General features: G+C 47.5%; 20 protein-coding genes, 1 tRNA gene and 1 pseudogene. 16 read left to right on the forward strand and 6 right to left on the reverse strand.

Annotated elements, in window-relative coordinates:
• Positions 1 to 27 precede the first annotated feature (27 nt).
• Positions 28 to 1,782: a methyl-accepting chemotaxis protein gene (locus ACFQ0N_RS19420; protein ID WP_379329163.1), complete on the reverse strand. Its 1,755-nt coding sequence runs from the start codon at positions 1,780 to 1,782 to the stop codon at positions 28 to 30.
• 152 nt (positions 1,783 to 1,934) lie between these two features.
• Between ACFQ0N_RS19420 and hisA the strand changes: the two genes are divergently transcribed.
• From hisA to ACFQ0N_RS19435, 3 genes are all read left to right on the forward strand, one after another.
• A complete protein-coding gene (hisA, locus tag ACFQ0N_RS19425) occupies positions 1,935 to 2,699 on the forward strand; it encodes a phosphoribosylformimino-5-aminoimidazole carboxamide ribotide isomerase (protein WP_379329165.1) in 765 nt (254 codons plus the stop codon).
• 133 nt (positions 2,700 to 2,832) lie between these two features.
• Positions 2,833 to 3,291 carry a GyrI-like domain-containing protein gene (locus tag ACFQ0N_RS19430; protein WP_379329167.1) on the forward strand — a complete coding sequence of 153 codons (459 nt, stop codon included), beginning with the start codon at positions 2,833 to 2,835 and terminating at the stop codon, positions 3,289 to 3,291.
• An 85-nt stretch (positions 3,292 to 3,376) separates the two neighbouring features.
• On the forward strand, positions 3,377 to 3,835 hold the full coding sequence (locus tag ACFQ0N_RS19435; RefSeq protein WP_379329169.1) for a hypothetical protein: 459 nt from the start codon (positions 3,377 to 3,379) through the stop codon (positions 3,833 to 3,835).
• Between the two features lie 148 nt (positions 3,836 to 3,983).
• Here ACFQ0N_RS19435 and ACFQ0N_RS19440 read toward each other — a convergent pair whose 3' ends face one another.
• A complete protein-coding gene (locus ACFQ0N_RS19440) occupies positions 3,984 to 5,231 on the reverse strand; it encodes a stalk domain-containing protein (protein ID WP_379329171.1) in 1,248 nt (415 codons plus the stop codon).
• 181 nt (positions 5,232 to 5,412) lie between these two features.
• Between ACFQ0N_RS19440 and ACFQ0N_RS19445 the strand changes: the two genes are divergently transcribed.
• The gene (locus tag ACFQ0N_RS19445) at positions 5,413 to 6,537 is read left to right on the forward strand and encodes a glycosyltransferase family 4 protein (RefSeq protein WP_379329173.1); all 1,125 of its coding nucleotides are present in this window, start codon (positions 5,413 to 5,415) and stop codon (positions 6,535 to 6,537) included.
• Between the two features lie 35 nt (positions 6,538 to 6,572).
• On the opposite strand, the gene ACFQ0N_RS19450 is transcribed toward ACFQ0N_RS19445, so the two are convergent.
• Positions 6,573 to 7,616: a YkvI family membrane protein gene (locus ACFQ0N_RS19450; protein ID WP_379329175.1), complete on the reverse strand. Its 1,044-nt coding sequence runs from the start codon at positions 7,614 to 7,616 to the stop codon at positions 6,573 to 6,575.
• 206 nt (positions 7,617 to 7,822) lie between these two features.
• Positions 7,823 to 8,476: a hypothetical protein gene (locus ACFQ0N_RS19455; protein WP_379329177.1), complete on the reverse strand. Its 654-nt coding sequence runs from the start codon at positions 8,474 to 8,476 to the stop codon at positions 7,823 to 7,825.
• Between the two features lie 191 nt (positions 8,477 to 8,667).
• On the opposite strand from ACFQ0N_RS19455, the gene ACFQ0N_RS19460 reads away from it, so the two are divergent.
• From ACFQ0N_RS19460 to ACFQ0N_RS19490, 7 genes and pseudogenes are all read left to right on the forward strand, one after another.
• On the forward strand, positions 8,668 to 9,237 hold the full coding sequence (locus ACFQ0N_RS19460) for a xanthine phosphoribosyltransferase (RefSeq protein ID WP_379329179.1): 570 nt from the start codon (positions 8,668 to 8,670) through the stop codon (positions 9,235 to 9,237).
• 91 nt (positions 9,238 to 9,328) lie between these two features.
• On the forward strand, positions 9,329 to 9,667 hold the full coding sequence (locus tag ACFQ0N_RS19465) for a hypothetical protein (protein WP_379329181.1): 339 nt from the start codon (positions 9,329 to 9,331) through the stop codon (positions 9,665 to 9,667).
• A 127-nt stretch (positions 9,668 to 9,794) separates the two neighbouring features.
• Positions 9,795 to 10,007 (forward strand): hypothetical protein, encoded by a 213-nt coding sequence (locus ACFQ0N_RS19470; protein WP_379329183.1) that lies wholly within the window; start codon positions 9,795 to 9,797, stop codon positions 10,005 to 10,007.
• Between the two features lie 138 nt (positions 10,008 to 10,145).
• Positions 10,146 to 10,499 (forward strand): TFIIB-type zinc ribbon-containing protein, encoded by a 354-nt coding sequence (locus ACFQ0N_RS19475; protein WP_379329185.1) that lies wholly within the window; start codon positions 10,146 to 10,148, stop codon positions 10,497 to 10,499.
• Positions 10,500 to 10,644: 145 nt separating this feature from the next.
• A tRNA-Leu gene (locus ACFQ0N_RS19480) sits at positions 10,645 to 10,731 on the forward strand.
• Positions 10,732 to 10,954: 223 nt separating this feature from the next.
• A pseudogene (locus ACFQ0N_RS19485) lies at positions 10,955 to 11,101 on the forward strand (12-oxophytodienoate reductase); the annotation flags it as partial.
• A 149-nt stretch (positions 11,102 to 11,250) separates the two neighbouring features.
• Positions 11,251 to 11,730 (forward strand): VOC family protein, encoded by a 480-nt coding sequence (locus ACFQ0N_RS19490; RefSeq protein WP_379329187.1) that lies wholly within the window; start codon positions 11,251 to 11,253, stop codon positions 11,728 to 11,730.
• Between the two features lie 145 nt (positions 11,731 to 11,875).
• On the opposite strand, the gene ACFQ0N_RS19495 is transcribed toward ACFQ0N_RS19490, so the two are convergent.
• Positions 11,876 to 12,325 (reverse strand): MFS transporter, encoded by a 450-nt coding sequence (locus ACFQ0N_RS19495; protein WP_379329189.1) that lies wholly within the window; start codon positions 12,323 to 12,325, stop codon positions 11,876 to 11,878.
• Positions 12,326 to 12,684: 359 nt separating this feature from the next.
• On the opposite strand from ACFQ0N_RS19495, the gene ACFQ0N_RS19500 reads away from it, so the two are divergent.
• Both ACFQ0N_RS19500 and ACFQ0N_RS19505 read left to right on the forward strand, forming a co-directional pair.
• Positions 12,685 to 13,050: a transposase gene (locus ACFQ0N_RS19500; RefSeq protein ID WP_379329191.1), complete on the forward strand. Its 366-nt coding sequence runs from the start codon at positions 12,685 to 12,687 to the stop codon at positions 13,048 to 13,050.
• 70 nt (positions 13,051 to 13,120) lie between these two features.
• A complete protein-coding gene (locus tag ACFQ0N_RS19505) occupies positions 13,121 to 13,651 on the forward strand; it encodes a hypothetical protein (protein WP_379329193.1) in 531 nt (176 codons plus the stop codon).
• A gap of 232 nt (positions 13,652 to 13,883) precedes the next feature.
• On the opposite strand, the gene ACFQ0N_RS19510 is transcribed toward ACFQ0N_RS19505, so the two are convergent.
• Positions 13,884 to 14,123, reverse strand: a complete 240-nt coding sequence (locus ACFQ0N_RS19510; RefSeq protein WP_379329337.1) for a hypothetical protein — start codon at positions 14,121 to 14,123, stop codon at positions 13,884 to 13,886.
• 408 nt (positions 14,124 to 14,531) lie between these two features.
• Here ACFQ0N_RS19510 and ACFQ0N_RS19515 point away from each other — a divergent pair, with 408 nt between their 5' ends.
• From ACFQ0N_RS19515 to ACFQ0N_RS19525, 3 genes are read left to right on the forward strand one after another with little or no spacing between them, the layout of a single operon-like run.
• The gene (locus ACFQ0N_RS19515) at positions 14,532 to 15,464 is read left to right on the forward strand and encodes an ABC transporter ATP-binding protein (RefSeq protein WP_379329195.1); all 933 of its coding nucleotides are present in this window, start codon (positions 14,532 to 14,534) and stop codon (positions 15,462 to 15,464) included.
• Positions 15,465 to 15,487: 23 nt separating this feature from the next.
• Positions 15,488 to 16,600 carry an ABC transporter permease gene (locus ACFQ0N_RS19520; protein ID WP_379329197.1) on the forward strand — a complete coding sequence of 371 codons (1,113 nt, stop codon included), beginning with the start codon at positions 15,488 to 15,490 and terminating at the stop codon, positions 16,598 to 16,600.
• Positions 16,597 to 17,688 (forward strand): ABC transporter permease, encoded by a 1,092-nt coding sequence (locus tag ACFQ0N_RS19525; RefSeq protein WP_379329199.1) that lies wholly within the window; start codon positions 16,597 to 16,599, stop codon positions 17,686 to 17,688. Before ACFQ0N_RS19520 ends, ACFQ0N_RS19525 begins: the two co-directional genes overlap by 4 nt.
• Positions 17,689 to 17,721 lie beyond the last annotated feature (33 nt).

Consider the following 17,721-nt stretch of genomic DNA (forward strand, 5'->3'; position numbering starts at 1 on the left):
GTCTCCATTAATTGATCCGGTCGTATTCTAAACGCGGAAGCGTCCGATCGCGCTGTTCAGACTGTCTGCCAGCTCGCGCAGCTGCTCCGATGCACTGGCCACTTCCTCCATCGTGGCCAGCTGTTCCTCGGATGAGGCGGCTACGCCTTCGGTTTGCTGCGAGGAGAAGGAAGCGATCCGTTCCAGCTCTTCCAGTGAGGCGGCGATTTCTTCGCTGCTGGCGGACAATTGCTCGGTGGAGGCTGACACCTCCTGCACTTGTCCGGTAACATGCTGAATCGCCTGAACAATGCTGCGGAACGTATCGCCCGCCTCGGAGGCAACGGCGGTTCCTGTACGCGCTTCTTGCATGGAGAGCTCGAGCGACTCCACAGCTTGTACCGTCCGGGCGCTAATTCCTTTCAAAATATCGGCAATCTGCTCGGAGGAAGCTCGCGAACGTTCGGCTAATTTACGGATTTCATGGGCGACGACAGCAAAGCCTTTGCCGTGCTCGCCGGCTCTCGCAGCCTCGATCGATGCATTCAAAGCCAGCAAATTCGTCTGCGCAGCCACATCAGAAATAAGCGCCATAATATCGCTAACACGTTTGCTTAATTGCTGGAGGTCATACATGACCTCTACCGATTCAGAAATATTATGCTCGATCGTCTGCATTTGTTTGACTGCGCCGCCAATAACTTCTTCGCCGGCGGCAGCATTGGAGGAGGTCTCTGCAGCCAGCTCAGAGACGATGGCCGAAGATTCGGCGATCCGCTGTATGCCAACGGCCATTTCACTCATCGCACGCTGACACTCTTGCGAGCTTTTCAGCTGGGTGTCCGAGCCGGCGGCAACAGTCTGGATCGATTCGGCAATTTCTTGCGCAGCTTCCGCCGTCTGACTGGAGCTTAGCTGCAGGTTAGATGCCGATTCGCTTACTTCCGCTGAAGTGGTGCGAATATTGGCGGCCAAATCCCGCAGGCTGGAGATCATTTTATTAAAGGCGGCTGCCGCCCGGCCAATCTCATGATCGCCCGTAACCGGCACTGACACTGTCAAATCGCCTTCCGCAGCTTGACTGGACAATTCGGCCAGACGGCGAAGCGGCCGCACAGCAAGACGGATTAGCAGAATGACGATCATAATCGAAATGACGATAAATAATACGCCTATTCCTAGATTGCTCCAGAGAAGGGAATTCAGCTTGCTGCGGACGTCGCTATAATTGAAGTCGATGCCAAAGGTAGCGATCGGTTCCCCGCGGCCGTCTTTAATGATCGTCAGATAAGTGATCCATTCTCCTACGGAGTCTGTAAAGGGCTCGGTTATCGCATGACCGTCCTTGATTGCTTTTTCATAGCCTGCCAGGAAGGTGGGCGACAATTCATATTTATCCCCCGCATGGAAGCCTGCATCTGTTAAGGTTTGGTTTTCTTGATAATTGATTAAATATGATTTCCCGTCTTCTTCTACTTTTTCTGGTGAAAAGACGTAAGCATTGGCAATGGCCAGTCCGTCCACCATCGCATTTAATTGTCGTTTTAAGATGGAGAAGGCGATGTCCTGATTGCCTTCATTCGCCGCGATTTTGCTGCGGACTGTTGTTACTAGGTCTTCATTGGCAGTGACTTGCGCTCCCAGAATAGTCCCATATTGCTGGAACTCATCCAGATATGCTTCGCGCTGCTGTTTGTAGGACATCATACTCAATAAGCCGATCATGACCACGAACAGGACTGAAATCACGATCGAGCTGGTCAAAATCAGGCTGCGAGATTTAAAAAAATTAACAAAAATCATGTAGGCCGCTCCTTTGGCAGTATCATTTTTATGTATATCGGTAGCGGATATTAAATCGTTTATAGATGAAATTGCGAAGTTTAAAAAGTAACGTCGAAATTTGTTTTCTGATACAATGGACATGTAATACAGATGAGGGCGAGGAAGATAAAGTGGAATTTAGACCATGCATCGATTTACATAATGGCAAGGTTAAGCAAATTGTAGGCGAAACATTGAACGCAGCAGAAGCAGGCGGCGACGTAGTAGAAAACTTTGTATCAGCGTATGATTCTGCTCATTATGCCAGAATGTTCAAACGCGATGGGCTAACCGGCGGCCATGTCATTATGCTCGGCGGCGGCAACGAGGAGGCGGCGCTAAGGGCGCTGCGGGAGTATCCGGGGGGCTTGCAGATCGGAGGAGGCATAACAGCGGAAAATGCTGCGAAATATTTGGACAATGGCGCTTCACATGTCATTGTCACCTCCTATATTTTTCGCGACGGCGAGCTGCATATGGACCGTTTGAAGCGGATCGTATCAGAAGTGGGCAGGGATCGGCTTGTAATCGATTTGAGCTGTAAGCAGCGGAACGGCAAATGGTACGTCGTGACCAACCAATGGAAGACATTCAGCAGCTTCGAGGTTACGGCAGCTAATTTGCGCGGGCTGGAGCAATATTGCGATGAATTTCTAGTTCATGCAGTTGATGTAGAAGGCAAGCGCACCGGTATTTTGGAAAGCCTGGTAGAGCTGCTTGCACAAGCGGTAACGATTCCTGCAACTTATGCGGGGGGCGCGCGTTCGCTGGAAGACTTGCAGCGGTTCCGCGAACTGACAGACGGAAAGCTGGGGATTACGATCGGCAGCGCGTTAGATATATTTGGCGGGTCGCTTTCCTACGATGAGGTGGTTGCTTACTGCAGAAAGCCGTAAGGAAAAATATAATGAAAAAAGTTACCAATTGAGCCGCGATCGTGATAAACTGGACACAGGTATGCAGCGGCAGACGACTCATGCCTGCGAGGCATTAATCGCGTTGACAATTGCCAAGGGAGGTTGACCCGCGTTGAACAATTGTGAAGTGGTTACGAAACCCGTCTTGAATCTGGTCGGAATCAGTTACTGCGGCCCTTACTCGACGTTCCCGGACGAAGCGATTCGATTACAAAGCGAAGTACTTGCACGTAAGCATGAAGTAGATTATTTGTCCTCGGCAATTTACAGCCCCTATTTCGGCAATGAGGTTTTTGCCACTTATTGGGCTTGCTTTGAGGTTGCCCATATAGAGGAGCCGCCTGCAGGCATGGTACAGTTCACAATTCCAGAAGGGCAGTATGCCATGGTTCGCACGACGAATGAACGCATCGGCGAAGGCTACGAGCAATTGTTTGCTTGGATGAATGAGCGCCAGTTGATCAAGCGCGAGAGTGCCGTTTCATTGGAAATATTTTATATCGATGAGCGGTTGGAAGAGGAGCTAGTCGAGCTGCTTATTCCGATCGTCCCGATTGCACATGAAGATTAAGGGCTTCTATGTTGGTGTTGCAACGGTCAGGTCGTAGCTCAGCTGAGTGAGCGCGATCTTTTTTTGTGAATGGAGGGGCATGTAGTTGCAAAAGCAGCAACGGATGGCACTTTTTACGAATTGGATCTGCGGTATACTGGCAGGTCTATTGGCAGGAATAGTGCTCGGCTTTACTTTGAAAGTCATGCAGTACTGGAGCGGCAAGCAGATCTATACCCTGCTTTTAAATATTGATTTTATCGTCTTCATCCCTGTATTGTCGGAGATGAACGAATTTATTCTTCATTTGCTTGTATCAGTAGTGTTAGGTGTCGTGTACCGGATGGCGGTTGTAAGCTTCGGCCATCCTCTGTACATTAGTTTGTTTATGAGTTTGATGGCAGCGATGCTGTGGATTCCGCTTACTTTGATTTCGGAGCGCGTTCCTGAAGTGGACGATTATGCAGCGCTGGTGCTATGGTTTGCAGGGCATCTTGTGTTTGGATTTATTTTGTATGCTGTTGCAGGCCGCAAAAATTGTATGATACGATTAAAACGGAATTAAAGCAGCCCTTGAGAGAAGCTTTTCTCTCAAGGGCTATCTTAAAATATAAGGGTTTATAAGTTTCATGCTTATAACCACACTTATATTTCTCCAAAGAAACTGTTCGCGCCCCCAAAGGACGGCGCAGGCCGTTTCTTCTTGTGTGCGGTTACTTGCGCGAGGCAGTCCGCTCGATTTGTTCGATCATTCCTTCGCCAAACATGCCGATTCGCCAAAAGGCGACGCCTTTCAGACCATAGCGCTTGGCCAGACCGATCTTGTCATTGACTGAGGATTTATTCTCACTTGCTAATGAAATGCCCAGAACGAGCTTTTCTTTAGGCACTTCCTTAAGCGACATGCGAATCGCTTCATCGACGCGTTTCATCGGCTCGGGGGAGGTTTCATCTTCATAATGGTAGGCCATAATTGTCATCTCGTCCACATAGGCAGCCAGCTTCTTGTAATCGTAGCCGCGGTAAGCGCCATTAGGCGGATGAACGGCAATCGACAATTTCAAACCTGCAGGCTTCGTTTGCTGATGAAGCAGCCGCATAAACTCGGTCATGGCTTGCTTGGCTTGCTCGGTATCCCCTGTCAGCCCGATGCCTTCAAAGTCGATATCGATGCCATGGAAGCCTTTAGTTGTGGCCAGCTCAATCATTCCGTCAATTGTTTCGGCGCGCAGTGCCGGGTCGTTCAGCAGCTTGGTAAGCTGCCCCTTGCCATCTTTGCCGAACACAAGCAAGTAGGGGGTTGTATTTCCGGCTGCGCTATTTTCAGCAATCTTCTCGCCAGTAACGTCGCCGTCCGGCTTTGGCCAAATGAGCGTCAGCTTCCCGTCGTCGTCAATTTGCGACCAACCGAAACTAACGGAATTAAGATGGGGAATTAAGCCAATTTCATGATATGCTTTAACAGCGTAATAGGCGGATATGTATATCGGTTCAACTGGCGATTGGATCGAAATCGTACGCGATTGCTGATTCCAGCTTACTTTAGCGCCGAACTGGGTGCTGAAAAATTGCAGCGGGATCAGCGTTGTGCCCTCCTTGGCCAGCGGAGCGACCAGCAGCCCAACCTTCTGCCCGCTCACGGTTGCTTGCTTATCGCCAAGCCGAAGCGTAATTTTTTTCAGCTGTCCGTTTATCATTTTGTTGGCTGTAATGGTCTGCGTGCGGCTGTCCCACTTGACATCGATGCGGAGTGCCTCAGCGATTGCGCGGAATGGAACCATTGTTGTCCCATTAATGAACTCCGGTTCAACTGGAAACGGCAGCGGATAATTGTCTAGCAGGATCGTAGTTTGTTTGGATGCGGGCGATGAAGCGGCAGCAGCAGATTCGCCATAGACTCCGAACGGCAGCATAAGCAGCATGCAGCATGCAACGGCCACAATGCGAAGCCGGTTCAACATCGTATCAACTCCATTCTATTAATCAAGGATGAATCTATTATATCAAGTGTAAAACTAATATGGTAGTTTTGGAAATTGCTTGAACAAAGCTCTTATAAGAGGCGTATAATAGAACAGCAGAGGCTGGGTAATATAGAAGCCGCCTATGCTGTGGAATAGCAGAAAGAAAGCTGGGAAGTAGATGAATATATTACAAGCTTTGTTTTTTCCGCCGGAACAGCCGGGCGGCGTATCGTCAATGGTGCCCTATATCCAGGAGCGATTCAATAAATTAGGCTGGTCTATGGAGCTGTTTTCTTTGCCGAAACGCATTAGAGGGAAAGGGCAGGAGCCGGTTTTGTTTGATACCATTGAGGCGGAGCATTACGCAGGCTGTCTGATCGCCGATAAATATATGCAGACGATGCGCGACTATTTGTGGTGGACAAAGCTGCGGATAAAAAAATCTTTCGACTTGATTCATGCTCATCATCCGATCGCAGCGCTTGTAATGAAGCAGCTGTATCCGGATACTCCGCTCATCGTGACGATTCATTCCAGCTTCGAGCGGGAATTGATTTTAAACGGCCGGGTCAAGGAAGGCGGCACTGAGCACCTCTTCCTTACTTCCCTGTATAAAGAGCTTGAGATGAAAGCTGATCGCATATTGACCGTATCCGAGTCGTTCAAGCAGTATTTGTCGCCATATGTCAGCCGCCCTGAGGACATTCAGGTTATACCGAATGGTTTTGACGAGAAGCGGTTCAAGCCGATCGCGCATGAGAATGAAGTGGTACAGCTCATTACCATTTGCCGGCTTGTGCCGGCAAAAGGGCTTGATATTTTGCTGCGCGGCTGTGCGCTTTTGAAACAAAAGGGCCATTCCTTTGTGCTCCATATTATTGGAGATGGGCCGATACGCACGGAGCTGGAGCAGCTTGCGGAGCAGTTGGGGCTGCATGACGATATTATTTTTTACGGCTATATGCTTCATCCGGAGGAATTTATGCCCTTCTTCGATATATTTGTACTTCCTTCGCGGGCGGAGGCGTTCGGTTCCGTATTTGCTGAGGCTGCGCTATGCTGGTTGGCGCTTGTCGGGACGAATGTGGGCGGAATTGCCGAACAAATTGACGATGGGATAAACGGGCTGCTAGTCCCGCCTGAAGACCCGGAAGCGCTAAGCGAAGCTTTGGAGAAGGTAATGACCGATCCGGCCTTCCGCTATAATCTGGCAAGAAACGGCTGGAATAAGGCGAAAAAAACGTACTCGCTGTCACGCGTCATCGCACAGCTGAAGCAAGTTTATGTTGATACGCGAAAATAAGCGAAAGAAGCGAAAGAAGCTGATACCACCGTGTATCAGCTTCTTTCGCTTGAGCTGCGTTTGCGTATCAACAGGACGAGCCAGCCGATACTGATAGCGCCAAATAGCGGATAGAGGGTCGAGAGCAATGGTCCGAAGCCAACCTGGCTGACCAAATAGCAGATAGTGAGGATAGCGAGTACAATCCAGGTGCGGGAAATGCTGATCCGGTCCTGGAGCTGCAGCGCAACGCCGTAGATATCGGCGATCAGTGTCGTAAAAATTTCCGCAAAGATCAATATCATATAGATCCATTGAACGGTAGAGCCAAGTCCGCGGGCGATTCCGCCCATAGGGATGGCAAACTGCGTAATGCCGGGCATATGGGCCGAGAGGGCGATATGCCCGGCTAGAAGCATAAAGCCGATACCGAGCCCGCCGAGCCAAGCGCCGCGTATAATGGTCTTCCGGTCGGCGATTTGCGCGCCTAGCGGCACGAGAACGGCTTGTGAAAGCGATAGATTGAAGGCTGTGTATAAAAACGGCGATGCCCAGGCGGCAATGGGAGAATGGTCGCTGCTGAGCAGCAGCCAGCGGTCCGCCCCGGGCGTCCGTATCGTATCGGCAATAATGATAAAGGTGAAGATAAGCATAAAAGGAACGACGATGGAGTTAACGGCCATGATAGCATTCATCCCTTTGCTCAAAACGAGGAAGCAAGCAATTAAAGTAAGCAGCAAGCCGGTCTGATAGGAGATGTTCCAATGCTCGGTGAAGATCGCACCTGCGCCTGCCAGCATGACGGAGGAGACGCCGCACAGCACAACTAGCATGAACATGCTAATCCAATGGCCGATTTGTTCACCGAAAAGCTCTTTATTGACCGCCTCGTAGGAGGCAGCCTTAATCGTACTGGCGATCAGCATCATTTTGGCGCCAAGCCATATAAACAAAACGGTAGACAAAATAATGGCCAGCGCGCCCCAGTAGCCAAATCGCGTGAAAAACTGCAGTATCTCCTGCCCTGTGGCAAAACCGGCGCCGACGATCGTCCCCATATAGGTAAAGGCGACTTGTATCGTTTTAACGAGTCTATTCATTGGTATATTTGCCCTGCCTTTCCTGCATTCGCTCTACTAGTAACGTATGTGCAAAATGGGACAGGCATGACAGAATTACGTTGTTGGGACAAATGAAAAACAATCGGGGAAGCGAAAAACGGCAGAGAAAGAGCGGACTCTTTACTCTGCCGTTATTTTTGTTGTTTTTATCGGCCGCTCCATCAGGAGACGGCTCACTTGCGGGACTATGCCTTATAGAAAAGCTTGGCGGAGACAACCGTGCTCTTTACGGGATCAAGATCCAGCTTGAGTACAGCATCGCCGGCTGTGTAGGTGAGGACACTCGATGTGTTAGTGGAAGGTTTGCCGAGAGCTTTAACGGCGCTTTCCTTCGTTCCGCCAATAACCAGACCGGTGAGGCCTGTAGAAACCTGTTCGTCGTAGATCTCGATATAAACAACAGAATCGTCCTTGCCTATGCCGATGGAGAAGCCGTTATATTCTTGCACCTCCATGAAGTCCTGCCCTTTGCCCAGGGAATATGTATCATCAGGCTTGCCGAGCTGAGTAATTGCTGCAGCGTTACGAGAAGAGCCGAGGGCGACATTATGCAGTGCAGGCGAATCGGTATTCCAAGAACTGCTTGCCTTGCCCTTGGGCTTTTTGTCGGAGGAGGATTCGGCTACGGCATCCGTTTGTTCTTTGTTCTTGGCGGTAATCGTATCATCCGGATTGCCGGCAACGGGCTCGTCCTGCGACCGCTCGGAATGCTGTCCCTGCAGCGGCTTTGTTGATAGCTTCTGACTATTTATATTCATAGCTTGTTGACAGCCGGTCAAAACGATAGCCAAAATTAATAAAGAAGCTGTGCGAGCAGCTGCTTTAGAGGTATATGTCATAATGATCGGACCTCCTTTATAGGTTAGACGCACCAGAAAGGAAAAAAGTTGCATTGTTAATTTTTAACAAGCTACATGCCGGCAAGTATATATAATGAAATTGCCTCAGTCTGATCAGCATTTTTTTTATTGCTTAATCTATGTATCCTATGGTACGTTTACGTGAAAAGGAATTTGGTGGAGGGAATGCGATGGAGCGTTTAAAAGAACGGATATTGCGCGAAGGAACAGTATTAAATAATGAAGTGCTGCGGCTCGACGCCATATTGAATCATCAGGTTGATCCTGCATTGACGATGGAGATGGGGCAAGAATTCGCACGCAGGTTCGCCGAGAAAGATATCACTAAGGTGATTACAGTGGAATCATCCGGAATTCCAGTCGGATTTACAACTGCGCTGGCGCTCGGTGTGCCGCTGGTCTTTGCCAGACGCAAAAAAACATTGATTGCCGATCCGGACGCTTATTCTGAGCGTGTGCCGTCCTTCACCAAAGGGATCGTCACCGATATTATGGTTTCCAAGCAATTTTTGACAGCAGAGGATACGGTGCTGTTCATTGACGATATTATTGCGAATGGAGATGCAGCGCGCGGCTTGATTAAAATTATCGAGCGCTCTGGGGCAACATTGGCCGGCGTAGGCATCGTCGTCGAAAAAGCGTTCCAGGCAGGCGCAAGAGCGATTCGCGAGCAAGGTATCGCTGTAGAGTCGCTGATCAAAGTATCATCGCTTGAAGGCGGAATTATTCATCTGGAATAAAAAGTGGATAAAGTTCCCCGAAAGAGTCTCTTTCCTCCGATTTCGTTTTGTCATATAATATTTATAAGTGACCGAGAGGAGGCGCGAGAACATGGAGGAAATGTCAGCTAAATTTTTGCAATCCAAATTGTCCGACGCCAAGATGCATTTCGAGCGTGCGCTTGATTGCAAGCATACAGAGTTCGATGATCTGTATCCTTACATGATCGAGCATCCGCAATTTTTTTGGTATAAACGTTATGTAGCCTGGTCGGAGCTGCTTACGATTGTTAAGCTTTGCAGCGAGCTTGAGATCGCCTGGCGTGAACAATTTACGCAAAAACAAGCCGATTATGTTGCTGGGCGTGTCATGTCTTCCCGGGTATTGGATGAATGGTACGAAACCAACGATTCGAAGGAAGAGTCGGCTGAATCAATGGATTTAAAATAAGGCTAAATGGCTTGCCGCAGCACGACCGCTGTGGTGTCCGAAGGATCTCAATGAGCGGGAAAGCGGCCATTGAGATCCTTTTGTATAAGGAATGATGGCTTTAAAAGGAAGGAGGACATCAATCACAATGGTAACTGAAGAACAGCTTGATCATTACCGCATTGAGGGAACGGAAGTGCGCGTTGTGCGCGATGCGCTTGAACTAAATGATGTAATCGGCATTGTCGTTGCCTGGGATGAGGAAAGTGTCATCATTCGCAAAGGAAACCGGAGAGTCGTGAAATTAAGCCGCAGCTATCTTTATGAGCCTGCAGCCGCGCCGCGGACGGAGCTTGGCTAGTCCGAATAAGCATAGTTTGCAGAGCAAATAATTTTTGAAACGAGAAATAGCGTTCAAGCGTATTGTTCATATAGCCTTTTTTGTCGGTTATAAGCTGAAACGAGATTGCTCAACCTAATCTTAGGAGGTTTACGGCAAATGAAGTGTCCTGTATGTACAGATGTGCGTATGCGTGAGGTGGAGAAGGACGGTGTCATGATTGATATCTGTCCGGATTGTAAAGGGGTATGGCTTGATCGGGGAGAGCTCGATAAGCTGATGCAAGGAATGCGGCGTATTCAGGACGAGTATGATCGTATAGAAGAGCAGCATTATCGAGGAGTGGATCGGCAGGGCGATTATCCTGAGCGTGGACATGCCGGCTCACATCAAGAACGCGAGCCGTATGGGTATGAAAAACGCGGCGATGATAAATACAAAGAGTATGACAAATATGGAAGACCCAAAAAGAAAAAATCCATGTTCGATATGCTAGGTGATATTTTCGACTAGAGCAGTTGAGCTTAGAAGGGCTGTCCTTCCTTAAAGTTTGTAAGGAGGATGGTCTTTTATTCATGAGAACTGCTTGACAAAACTTGTCTCAGAATGTTATGATATTTCTTGTGATTATTAGTGTTTACAACTAAGTAAACATTTTGCGGTCGTGGCGGAATTGGCAGACGCGCTGGCTTCAGGTGCCAGTGGTAGCAATACCGTGGAGGTTCGAGTCCTCTCGACCGCACCACTTCATCAATGACAGGTTTCTAATCTGCTTTTTCTAGCAGAGAAGGAACCTTTTTGTTATTCAATATGTTTAAGCTGGTGCTCATTACCTGGGCAGAAGAAACTTGAGCCGCTGACAAATGCGGGTGTTGACATTTATCATTGTTCAACCGGCGATTCTGAACGAAGAATTCATTCGTTCCTTCGCTTCCGGTCAAGTAACCCAGGTTACCGGTCTTGATAGATTGATTGAGAGACTTGAGAGGAATGAATTTGATCTGGTGGCCGTTGGTCGCTCGTTGTTAGTAGACCCAGAATGGGCGATGAAAATCCGGAACGGACGGTTCGGCGAACTGAATCCCTTTACAGTTGAATCATTGGGCACCCTATAAATGATAACAGCCAGGTGTAAAAGAAAATAAACTATTAGACTGGAAAAATAAAGTGTTAGACTCAGAAAATAAAGTTGTAGACTGTTAATCTCTTAGAAGGTAATGGTAATGATCGGGTTGTAAATTTGTACACATGAGGAGATAAAACTATGGCAAAAAACAAATTACTAAGAATGGACAATGTCGGCATCGTTGTAGAATCCCTTGATGACGCAATCTCTTTCTTCCAGGAGATTGGCTTGAAGCTCGAAGGGCGAGCCACTGTCGAAGGTGAATGGGCTGGTCGCGTAACCGGACTGGGTTCTCAGTGCGTAGAGATTGCTATGATGGTTACCCCAGATGGCCACAGCCGACTTGAACTTTCGCGATTTCTCAACCCACCTACTATATCAGACCACCGGACTGCTCCTGTAAACGCCCTAGGATACCTACGCGTCATGTTCACCGTTGAAGACATTGACGAAATGGTATCCAGACTCACTAGGTATGGTGCTCGGCTCGTTGGCGAAGTGGTTCAGTACGGGGACTCGTATCGGATCTGCTACATTCGTGGAAATGAAGGACTTCTAATCGGTTTGGCGGAACAACTCGGTAATAAAGAAGGAAAACTAACGGAGAATGACAAATAATAGATTATTTCGGAGCAGGTGCTACGGCAACCTGCTCTTTTTTTCAGTAGCATTGTTAGCGTCGTTTTTTCCTTTTATGTGGTGGTGACCCTAATAAAACGGTGTATATTTTAACCGCTTATCGAAAAAACGGCTGAGATTAAAACTATCCGCATGTTTCTGTTTCGGAGTATACCAAAAAAGTCGGATACACCAAGCCCTTTTTTCGTAGGGAGATTTGGAAGAAATACGAACTGTAGAATAAAAACGACAAAAGCAAATATTGTTGAAGCAACGAATGTAATTCTCCAGTTAAAATGGGAATACCGCTTGAGACAAGCAGCATCAGGGTAGGTCCCAATAAAACATTTCGTCTGTCCAAACGGCCAATGGCAATCGTAGTGACTGGAGCCCCGATAGCCGCCAACAAACCGGTACCGGTGACCATCAAGCCAGCTGTCCCTTCGGTTACCTGCAGATCTTTACTAATTTCGGTTAGTAAACCCACAGGCAAAAGCTCGGCGATGACTAATGAAAAAGCTCCTAATGCAATTGCCACGACCGAATACCATGATCGTCGCTCTTTTCTCTTCGATTCTTTAAGTGAAGTTGCCATATCGTGTTTCCCTCCAATATAAATTAAATTCTGGCTTCATATCGAAATTATTTTTGCATATCCGGCCAAAAAAATATAGACTTATAATTCACGGTTTGATATGATGTTGAATGAAGTGTGAAAAAAATTTCAGACTTAAGGAATATTCGGATAGAAGAACAAAGTCGCCCTTTCCTTTGTCAGTGAGACAAAGGGAGGACGACTTTTTTATTATGGAGACCAACTTTTTTGGGTACAAGGTATGGAAAAGAAAGGAAGCCAGATGAAAATGACCATAAGGTATAGAGAAGGATTCACTAAACCAGCTCTCATTTTAAATCGTCGGCTCTTGCAAATCGCTTTATTTTGTCTCGAAAAGCATGTATATTAGATTCTGTAAAACACATTCATACTCTAGGGTGTGTTTTCAAAGTATACTAATGTCCAATGCTCTGGGAGCGCCCTGGTGCGACCTGCCCCACTATTATGGTCCCTGGCAATCGGTGTATACACTATTCCGCCGCTGGGAACAGGCGGGAATATTCGGCCGCATGCTAAATGTCCTATCTGCTGATCCCGATGACGAAAGTGTGATGATTGATGCCTCTATTATCCGCGTTCACCAGCATGGCGCAGATGCAAAAAGGGGCGCTCCGCGACAGGACTCAATTGGCTTTTTTTATCTGAATCATGACAGACAGCTTATTTTCGAAGACTTCGCTTCATATTCTCAAGATTTCGTTTAGTTAGAAACCATATCGCTGTCAGCGATGAGGATATGAACAAACAGAAGTTTCTACCGAGAGGAGGAAATTTATGGACTATATACGCGACTACGCCATGTATGCTTCAATATTCGGCATGTTCAGCTTCTGCTGGTTTGGCTGGGCTCAAGAAAACCCGCGGCCAAGCTGGCGCAAGTATCTTGGCATGGCTTCGGGAGCTGCGCTTCTACTCTGTTTGGCAGGTGTCTACATAAGCGTGACCAATTGGCATGCAGCCTCGGCACTTTCGGAAACGAAGGCATTCAGCACCTACTTAATTACAGTTTATATTGAATTCATCGTGGCTGGTATCGGGGCATTCGTCCTCATCAAGCGAAAACATAAAAATTATGTCGCACCCTGGATCGCATTTATCGTAGGCATTCATTTTATTGGACTGACAAAAGTGTTTGATGATAGCAGCCTCTATATTTTAGCCGCACTGCTGGTTGCCGTTTCTGTCCTGTCATTATGGATATCGCCGAGATTACAAGTAGCAAATAGTGCGGTCACTGGTATTGGCGCCGGTACAGTGTTGTTCATCTTTGCCTTATTAGGATTTATTCGATATTTATCTGTATAAATGAAACAAGAATCGCCGCCCCTTCTACCAAAGGAGCTGAATTCGTTCATGAGATCCGCTCCCTTGCCTATCCCTCACTGGATGCCAATTTGCTGCTGGAAGGCGGTTTTCAGGCTGATGGCACTGTATAAGCCGCGCTGGGGCACTTTCTATCAGACAAGGCTGAGAGCCTGTTCAAAAAGCTCATAACCATCCTGGCAGCTTCTTAAGAAGCGCCAAAATAAGGCCTATTTCAATGGGAAGCCTCCTTTTCATTTCCTCTCTTGAAATTCCCCGTTACCTTAGCCATCACAAGCTGTTGCTCTTTGTGATTACTTGCTTGCTCCATCTTGACCAGGAACTTCTCAGCTTCTTTCCCCTTAAGAATGGTCACTTGCTTTCCATACCAGTCGATAAAAACCGTATTGTTTTTCGTTACCCGGTAACTGAAAACCTCTTCATCCAATCGATTTTTTTTATCGATATTCTCCAGATCAATCACACCTTTGCGATAGTTTGTTTTCAGACTTCCTCGAGAAAAGAAGGTTAGTGTATACGAGTCAATCGGTTTCTGTCCATACTGCTCATTATAGTACAAAAAAACTCGTGACAGGCAAGGAACTGGCCGAGCATTTCGAAGTGTCACTGCGCGGCGAAAGTAGTCAGGAGAATGATGAGTAGTTACAAATTGCATAAAGCAATTCATCTGATGAGCAAGTTCGGCTTCCGGTAAGGGATAGAGGCTGACACTCCTTGTATCTCTCAAGCTTGCAGGCTTAATGGTTTTCCCAGGGCATATGACATTTGTCATGTGCTTTCATGCTTTTGGTCACTATGAGCACGAAGTTGAACAGAGTAAGATAATCTCAGATTAAAAAATTTAAAAAGAGGAGTATGCAGGATGATTGTAGAGGTTAAAAACCTGATCAAGCGATATAATGATTTCCTGGCATTGGATCATATCAGTCTCTCCATTCAGGAAGGGGAGATATTCGGTTTGCTTGGCCCGAATGGCGCCGGCAAATCGACGACCATGGGGATTCTTTCCGGACTTACGGAGTACGACGGCGGAGAAGTGCTTTTTCTGGGGAAGCCGGTCGGCCGCAAACAGATGGAGTCCAAACGGGAGCTTGGGATTGTGCCGCAGGATATCGCGTTGTTCGAGGATTTGTCAGCGCAAGAAAACCTTGACTATTTCGGCAGGTTGTATGGACTAAAGGGCAGCTTGCTGAAGGAGAGAATCCAGGAGGCTCTGGCCTTTACAGGACTTACGGAGCGAAAAAACGATAAGCCCAAAGGCTATTCAGGCGGGATGAAGCGAAGATTGAATATTGCCTGCGCGATCATACACCATCCCAAGCTGATCATTATGGATGAGCCGACAGTCGGAATTGATCCCCAGTCGCGGAACCATATTATGCAATCGATCAAAGAACTGAATCGAATGGGTTCGACGATTATTTACACCACGCATTATATGGAGGAAGTGGAGGAAATCTGCACGAAAATTGCCATCGTAGACAAAGGCAGAGTCATCGCCCAAGGCACGAAGGAAGAGCTGAAATCGCTTGTTTCCTCTGAAGAGAAGCTGATCATCGAGTTGTCATCGGTCAATTTTACGATGGTCGAAGCCATTAAGAAAATTCACGGCATTAGTGAATGCGTCGTAAATGGAAACCTATTGGAAATAATCGGTAAGAAGGGCGAACACAATGTTAGCCGTATTATCCAGGTCATATCCGAGATGGATGGGGAGATCTTGTCCCTGAATGTGGAGAAGCCCAGTCTTGAGGCTGTCTTCCTGACGCTTACGGGCAGATCGCTCCGGGATTAAACCTGAGAGAGGAGAAAATGGACGTGTCACTATGTACAATTGCTTACTACACAGCTTTGCGGCATCTTCGAGATGTCAAGGCAATGGCTGCATTTCTGCTGCTGCCGCTGGTAATGATGCTGCTGCTGGGCACGATGCAGAGCAATAAATTTACGCCAACGACAATCGGAAAAATAAAAATAGGCTTTCTTAATGAAGATAGTGGTAATATAGGTACCTCATTAGATCGTTATTTGAGCTCCGCGTCGATGAAGGGACTAATCGAACGAGTAGAGGTTCACGACGTCGAGCAGGGCAATGAACTTCTTAAATCAGATAAAATCACAAGTTTCATTCATGTGCCGCCGGAAATATCCAGTGAACTGCAGTCCGGGAACGAGGGACAAGTCGGATTCTACAGCAAGGAGGAACACCCTTACCTTCAGCCCTTTGTGGAAGGTTATATACTTACGATCAATCAGCGCATGACCGGGTCTCATGAGAATCTGGAAGCGGTTGATGCGTTGAATGCAAGCATTAACAGCGTGGAAATAACCACTGCAGGTGAAATCCCGACTGGCATTGATTATTATGCGGTCACGACGATGTTTCAATTTTTACTGCTTGGCGCGCTTTTCGGCGCGTTTGCCGTAACCAAGGATATCGGCAACTATACGTATTCAAGACTGCTGGCTGCGCCCATACCTGGAAGCCGGGTCACGCTGGGCAAGCTTCTCGGGAGCGTTGTTACGCTGTACGGCGTCTCCATCTTTCTGTTCCTGGTATCCAAATACGTCCTCGGGGCGAACTGGGGAGGCAGCTTGCTCGTCATTTTGCTGGTCCTATTCCTGTTCGCAACCATATCCATCGCGCTTGGAATGCTGATGGCTTACTTGACCAAGAGCACGATGGTTTCCTCGATCACCCTTCTTATCGTTTCAATTGCGCTTACGATGGTATCTGGCGGTATTCAACCCGTTGAGGGAGCCATATTCGATTTTTTAGGCCGGCTTGCACCTAATTCATATGGCCAAAAAGTATTGTTTGACAATATTTATGAGGGAACCATTGCCGGGACAGCCTTGTCAGGATTGATTGTGTATACGTTAATCATGATCCTGATTGCCATGATTTCCGGAAGGAGGAGAGTGGCTTGAGTATTTTCAGACATACGGTTAAACGAATTTTCAAGCATAAACTTCAGCTGCTTTTCATCGTTCTGTTTCCGCTTATCTACATGTCGCTTGGTTTGGTTGATGACAAGATCACAATGAAAGCTGCTATTATTGATCATGATCAGACGGAATTGACGAAAAGCTTGACAGCCAGGCTGGAAACAATGGCCGAGATCCGAACGTTGAAGGAGGATCAGATCAAACAAGAGCTGAAGGAGCTTAAGGTTGACTATGTGCTCGTCATTGATAAAGGATTTACTGATCGTCTCCTTCAGGGTGAGAAGGGAGGGCTTACCGAATATTCAATCCGGGAATCCAATTTATCGCAGCCAATCAGCTTTTATGTGCAGCAGTGGGTAGGGCAAGCCGAGTCCATCGCGACAGCAGCCGGGAATCAGCCTGAACGCTTCTACACCGCTTACGAGCAATACAATGAGCACGGTTCCTTGCGGTTAGAACATAACTCTGTCCAGGATCAGACCAAATCGCGTAAGGTGCTTGGCTTCCTTATAACCCCGATGTTGTATACGTCGCTAATTGCAGGCATCCAGATTATCTCGAATCGAAATAATCGCACCCTTTACCGAACACTGATTGCACCGATGCGCATCAGCAGTTATATGTTCCAAATGATTGTCAGCTTCATCTTTGTAGCGATCATCCAGCTTACCTTCGCCATGCTCGTACTGAAATTGGGCTACGGCATCGATATGGAGCATTCAGAATGGAGTTTGTATGCCTTTCTGATTCTATTCTCGGTCGTGGCTGTTTCATTCGGGGTTGCGATCAGTTCGATTTCCAAATCGGCCCTTCAAGCCTGTCTGATCGGCATTTGCCTGTATGAGCCGATCTCCATGCTGGGCGGCTCATACGGTCCTCTGGATTGGGCGCCGGATGTCGTCAAGACGATCAGTCAATTTACTCCGGTGTACTGGGTGATGAGGGGGATCGATCAACTGCTGCATGGACAAACGCTCCTAACGATTGGCAAAGAAGCGCTCATGCTCTTGCTGTTCGCCGTCATTTTCTTTCTTCTGAGCACCATAAAAAAAGTAGATATCGCAAAATGATGCGATTTCGATATAATAAGTTCAAAAGATGTT

Origin of the sequence: Paenibacillus sp. GCM10027626 (assembly GCF_042676285.1) — a bacterium.
Taxonomy (GTDB): Bacteria; Bacillota; Bacilli; order Paenibacillales; family Paenibacillaceae; genus Paenibacillus_Z.